We start from the raw sequence: 4,468 nt of genomic DNA, 5'->3' as shown, positions 1-4,468 counted from the left end.
AAAACAATTGAAACTTACTATTTTTGAACACTTAATACATTTTTAACTATGAAATTGATAAAACCAATTTACGTTTCTGCTTTTGCAGCGCTTATCTTATCAAGTTGTTCGCCTGCGCTTGCTCCAATGGTGAGCACAAACGCAACTAACATTGATAAATTACCATTAAAAACTTCTCCTGTAAAAGAAGAAGATTTAAAACGTTGGAGTCATTTAGATTTAGCAAAAGATACCATTCCAGGAATGAGTACCGATAAAGCCTACAACGAATTTCTTAAAGGAAAAAAAGGAACAAAAGTTGTTGTTGGTGTTATCGATTCTGGAATTGACATTGACCATGAGGATATGAAAGGTAAAATCTGGGTGAATTCTAAAGAAATTGCCGGAAATAACAAAGACGACGATAATAATGGCTATGTTGATGATATTAATGGTTGGAATTTTTTAGGTGATTCTAACGATGAAAATCTTGAGTTAACTCGTATTGTTAAAAAAGGTCCATCGGCTCCAAATTATGCCGAAGCTAAAAAAGCTTTAGACAAGCAATATGGTGAAATGATGCAATACAAGCCTCAAATGGACATGATTTCTAAAGCTGATAAAGCGATTAAAACTCATTTAAACAAAGAACTTTATACTGTTGAGGATTTGAAGAAAATTTCAACTACTGATTCAGCATTAAATCAAAATAAGATGATCATGATAAGCGTTGCGGCGCAAGTTGGACCAAACTTTCATGAAGATTTAAAAGAGCAAATGGATCAGGTTTATGACATGCTAAACTACAATTTGAACGTAAAACATGATGGTAGAAAAGCAGTTGGAGATAATCCAGATGATATCAATGATAAAAAATACGGTAACGGAAATGTAAAAGGTCCAGATGTAAAAGATGGTCTTCATGGTACTCACGTTGCTGGAATTATTGCTCAAATTCGTGGAAACGGAAAAGGTGGCGATGGTGTAATTGCAGACAATGTTCAAATTATGGCATTAAGAGCTGTTCCAAATGGTGATGAATATGATAAAGATATTGCGCTTGCTATTCGTTATGCAGCAGATAATGGAGCGAAAGTAATCAACGGAAGTTTTGGAAAAGATTATTCTCCAAATAAAGAATGGGTTTGGGAAGCGATTAAATATGCAGCAAGTAAAGATGTTCTTATCATTCACGCAGCTGGAAACGACGGAAAAGATTTAGATTTAGAACCAAACTTTCCAAATGATGAAGTAAACGGAAAAGAAATTGCTAATAATTTCATGTCAATTGGAGCATTAAACAAAGAATACGGAACCAATATGGTTGCTAATTTCTCTAATTATGCATCAAGAAACGTAGATATTTATTCTCCAGGAAACGAAATCTATGCTACAATTCCGAATAATAAATACAAATATTTACAAGGAACATCAATGGCTTCGCCAAATGTTGCTGGAGTTGCGGCTTTAGTTCGTTCATACTATCCAAATTTGTCTGCTGCTCAAGTAAAACAAATTTTGATGGATTCTGGAACGCCAATAACTACAGAAGTTGTTCTTGGTGAAAAGAAAGAAAAACGTTCGTTTACTAATGCATCAAAATCGGGTAAAATTGTAAATGCTTACAACGCCTTATTGATGGCAGAACAAATGTCAAAAAAATAAAAAACAAGTTCAATTGATAAATGGAAGGAATTCAGTTTCCTTCCATTTTTTTTAACTAAAAACTATGAAATCGCCATTAACAACAAATTTGCGCAAGCAAATACCGATGATTAAAAAAGCGATACCATATGTTACCGCTAAAAAATAATATTTAAACATATGAAAAAAACAGTTCTAATTGCAATTTTATCTTTTGGATTTAACCTTGGATATTCGCAAAGTTCCACTTATTGGCAACAACACGTTGACTATAAAATGGAAGTTTCGATGGATGTAAAAACCTATCAATACAAAGGAAAACAAGAATTAATTTACACCAATAATTCGCAAGATACTTTACGTCGCGTTTTCTATCATTTATACAACAATGCGTTTCAACCTGGAAGCGAAATGGACATGCGTTTGCAAACCATAAAAGATCCAGACGGAAGAATGGTAAACAAAGTAAAAGTAGATGGCAAAGAAATAAAAGAAAGCAGAATTTCTAAGTTGCAACCTAATGAAATGGGTTATTTGCACGTTTCCAATTTTAAACAAGATGGCGTTGCTGCTGTTGCAAAAGAGGTTGAAACCATATTAGAAGTTACTTTAGCAAAACCACTTTTACCAGGAAAATCAACAACTTTTACATTAGATTTTGATGGACAAGTTCCAATTCAAATTCGTCGTTCTGGACGAAATAATAAAGAAGGTGTTGAACTATCCATGTGTCAATGGTATCCAAAAATGGCCGAATTTGATTTTGAAGGTTGGCACGCCGATCCTTACATTGCAAGAGAATTTCACGGAGTTTGGGGAAATTTTGACGTAAAACTTACCATCGATAAAAACTACATTCTTGGTGGAACAGGTTATTTACAAAACGGAAATGAAATTGGACACAACTACCAAGATACTGGTGTAAAAGTTTTAATTCCGAAGAAACAAAAAACTTTGACTTGGCATTTTGTAGCTCCAAATGTGCACGATTTTACTTGGGCTGCAGACAAAAACTACATTCATGATGTCGTAAATACCGATTTTGGAACCACGTTACATTTCTTGTACAAAAACAATCCAAAAATTATAGAAAACTGGAAAATAGCTCAGCCAAAAACGGTTGAAATAATGCGCTATTTCAATTCGTTTGTAGGCAAATATCCTTATAAACAATATTCTGTAATTCAAGGTGGCGATGGCGGAATGGAATATGCCATGTGTACGCTAATTCTTGGTGAAGGAAAACTTGAAGGATTGATTGGCGTTATTGCTCACGAAATGGGACATTCTTGGTTCCAACACGTTTTAGCAACCAACGAAAGCAAACATTCTTGGATGGACGAAGGTTTTACATCCTATATTGAAGAAATGGCTTTAAATGAATTGTCTGATAAAAAAGTAGAAAATCCGTTTGACGGTACTTATAAAGCTTATGTATCTTTGGCTAATTCAGGAAAAGAGCAACCACTTTCTACGCATGCCGATCGATATGATGAAAATAGAAGTTACAGCACTGCATCTTATGTAAAAGGATGTTTATTTTTAACGCAATTGCAATACCTCATCGGGAAAGAAAATTTGGATCAAACAGTAAAACGATTTTATTCTGAATTCAAGTTCAAGCATCCAACTCCAAATGACATTAAAAGAACTGCAGAACGCGTTTCTGGAGCCAATTTAGATTGGTATTTAATCGATTGGACTCAAACATTAAACACGATTGATTATGCTATTAAAAACGTTGAAAGTGCCACTGATGGTATTCAAAGAACCGGAGTTTCATTGGAACGAATTGGAAGAATGCCAATGCCAATTGACATTTTAGTAGAATATACAGACGGAACGAAAGAAAGCTTTTACATTCCGTTGCGAATGATGAGTTTCGAAAAAGAAAATCCGACGCCAGCAATTAAAAGAACGGTTTTAAAAGATTGGGCTTGGGGAAGTTCTAAATACTTTTTTGAAGTACCAAAATCAAAAACTTCCATCAAGAAAATCACCATTGACCCAAGCGGATTAATGGCCGATGTGAAGAAAGATAACAATACTTTCGAGATCAAATAAAGCAAAAAAAAGCGGACAATTACTTGTCCGCTTTTTTTATTTACAAAAGTTTGATTTCTGTTATCTCGTTGTATTTTTGATAACTATTTGTCTTTGGATCAAAGAATTCTTGTTCTCTGTAATGCACTTCGATTTTTTCTCCTTTATCTACTTTTTTCTTGATAAACAATGTGTCGCCATCAAATGGAAACAACCATATAAAATCTTTTACAGCTTTATTTTCATCGATGATTTTAATGGTTACAAATTCGTTAGAAACCATAGAATCATAAGTTCCAACAATAAACGTATCTTCTACGTCGGCTTCTTCTTCTGTTGCTTCTTCTTCACTATCACTCATGTTTGCAAAAATTTCAGGGCAAATTAGTGCCATTTCCAAACCTACGTTTTTGGCAACACCTTCAATAGTTTCCATCTTTTTCTCTGGATTATAACCAATAACTTTTTGCTCTTTTGCGTTAATATATCCAAGGATTGGAAGATACAAAGTCCGAGTGAAATATCAGAAATTGTTGCTTCGCCTTTGGCTTTTGTACATTCACAGGTTGACTCGGCTAATTTTTTAAACACAACTTCCTTTTTTTGTGCAAAAGAAAAAGCGGTAAAAAATAATAGTAGTAAAGTTGCGTTTTTCATACATTATGAATTTGATGGTTTATTTTGATTTCAAACAAAAATAGAATAATAAACAAAACTAAGGTTGTTTTTTAATTATTTTTTTTTTTTTTAAAAAAACAAAAAAATGCGGTGGATTGGGTAATTTAGGATATAATAATGACGT

3 protein-coding genes are annotated in these 4,468 nt (G+C 33.5%); 2 read left to right on the top strand and 1 reads right to left on the bottom strand.

The window, feature by feature from the left end:
* Positions 1 to 48 precede the first annotated feature (48 nt).
* Together DIU01_RS14005 and DIU01_RS14000 are read left to right on the top strand one after the other, a co-directional pair.
* Entirely contained in the window at positions 49 to 1,644 is a 1,596-nt protein-coding gene (locus DIU01_RS14005; RefSeq protein ID WP_290835493.1) for a S8 family peptidase, read from the top strand.
* Between the two features lie 159 nt (positions 1,645 to 1,803).
* A complete protein-coding gene (locus DIU01_RS14000) occupies positions 1,804 to 3,687 on the top strand; it encodes a M1 family metallopeptidase (RefSeq protein WP_290835491.1) in 1,884 nt (627 codons plus the stop codon).
* Positions 3,688 to 3,727: 40 nt separating this feature from the next.
* Here DIU01_RS14000 and DIU01_RS13995 read toward each other — a convergent pair whose 3' ends face one another.
* On the bottom strand, positions 3,728 to 4,102 hold the full coding sequence (locus DIU01_RS13995) for a hypothetical protein (RefSeq protein ID WP_290835489.1): 375 nt from the start codon (positions 4,100 to 4,102) through the stop codon (positions 3,728 to 3,730).
* Positions 4,103 to 4,468: the final 366 nt, after the last annotated feature.

The organism is Flavobacterium sp., assembly GCF_003525665.1.
Lineage (GTDB): Bacteria > Bacteroidota > Bacteroidia > Flavobacteriales > Flavobacteriaceae > Flavobacterium.
This window is presented reverse-complemented; position numbering and strand designations above follow the sequence as displayed.

Bases quoted from the DNA above. Each gene is read 5' to 3' on its own strand.
- DIU01_RS13995 (WP_290835489.1), bottom strand. From the start codon at position 4,102: ATGGAAACTATTGAAGGTGTTGCCAAAAACGTAGGTTTGGAAATGGCA.
- DIU01_RS14000 (WP_290835491.1), top strand. From the start codon at position 1,804: ATGAAAAAAACAGTTCTAATTGCAATTTTATCTTTTGGATTTAACCTT.
- DIU01_RS14005 (WP_290835493.1), top strand. From the start codon at position 49: ATGAAATTGATAAAACCAATTTACGTTTCTGCTTTTGCAGCGCTTATC.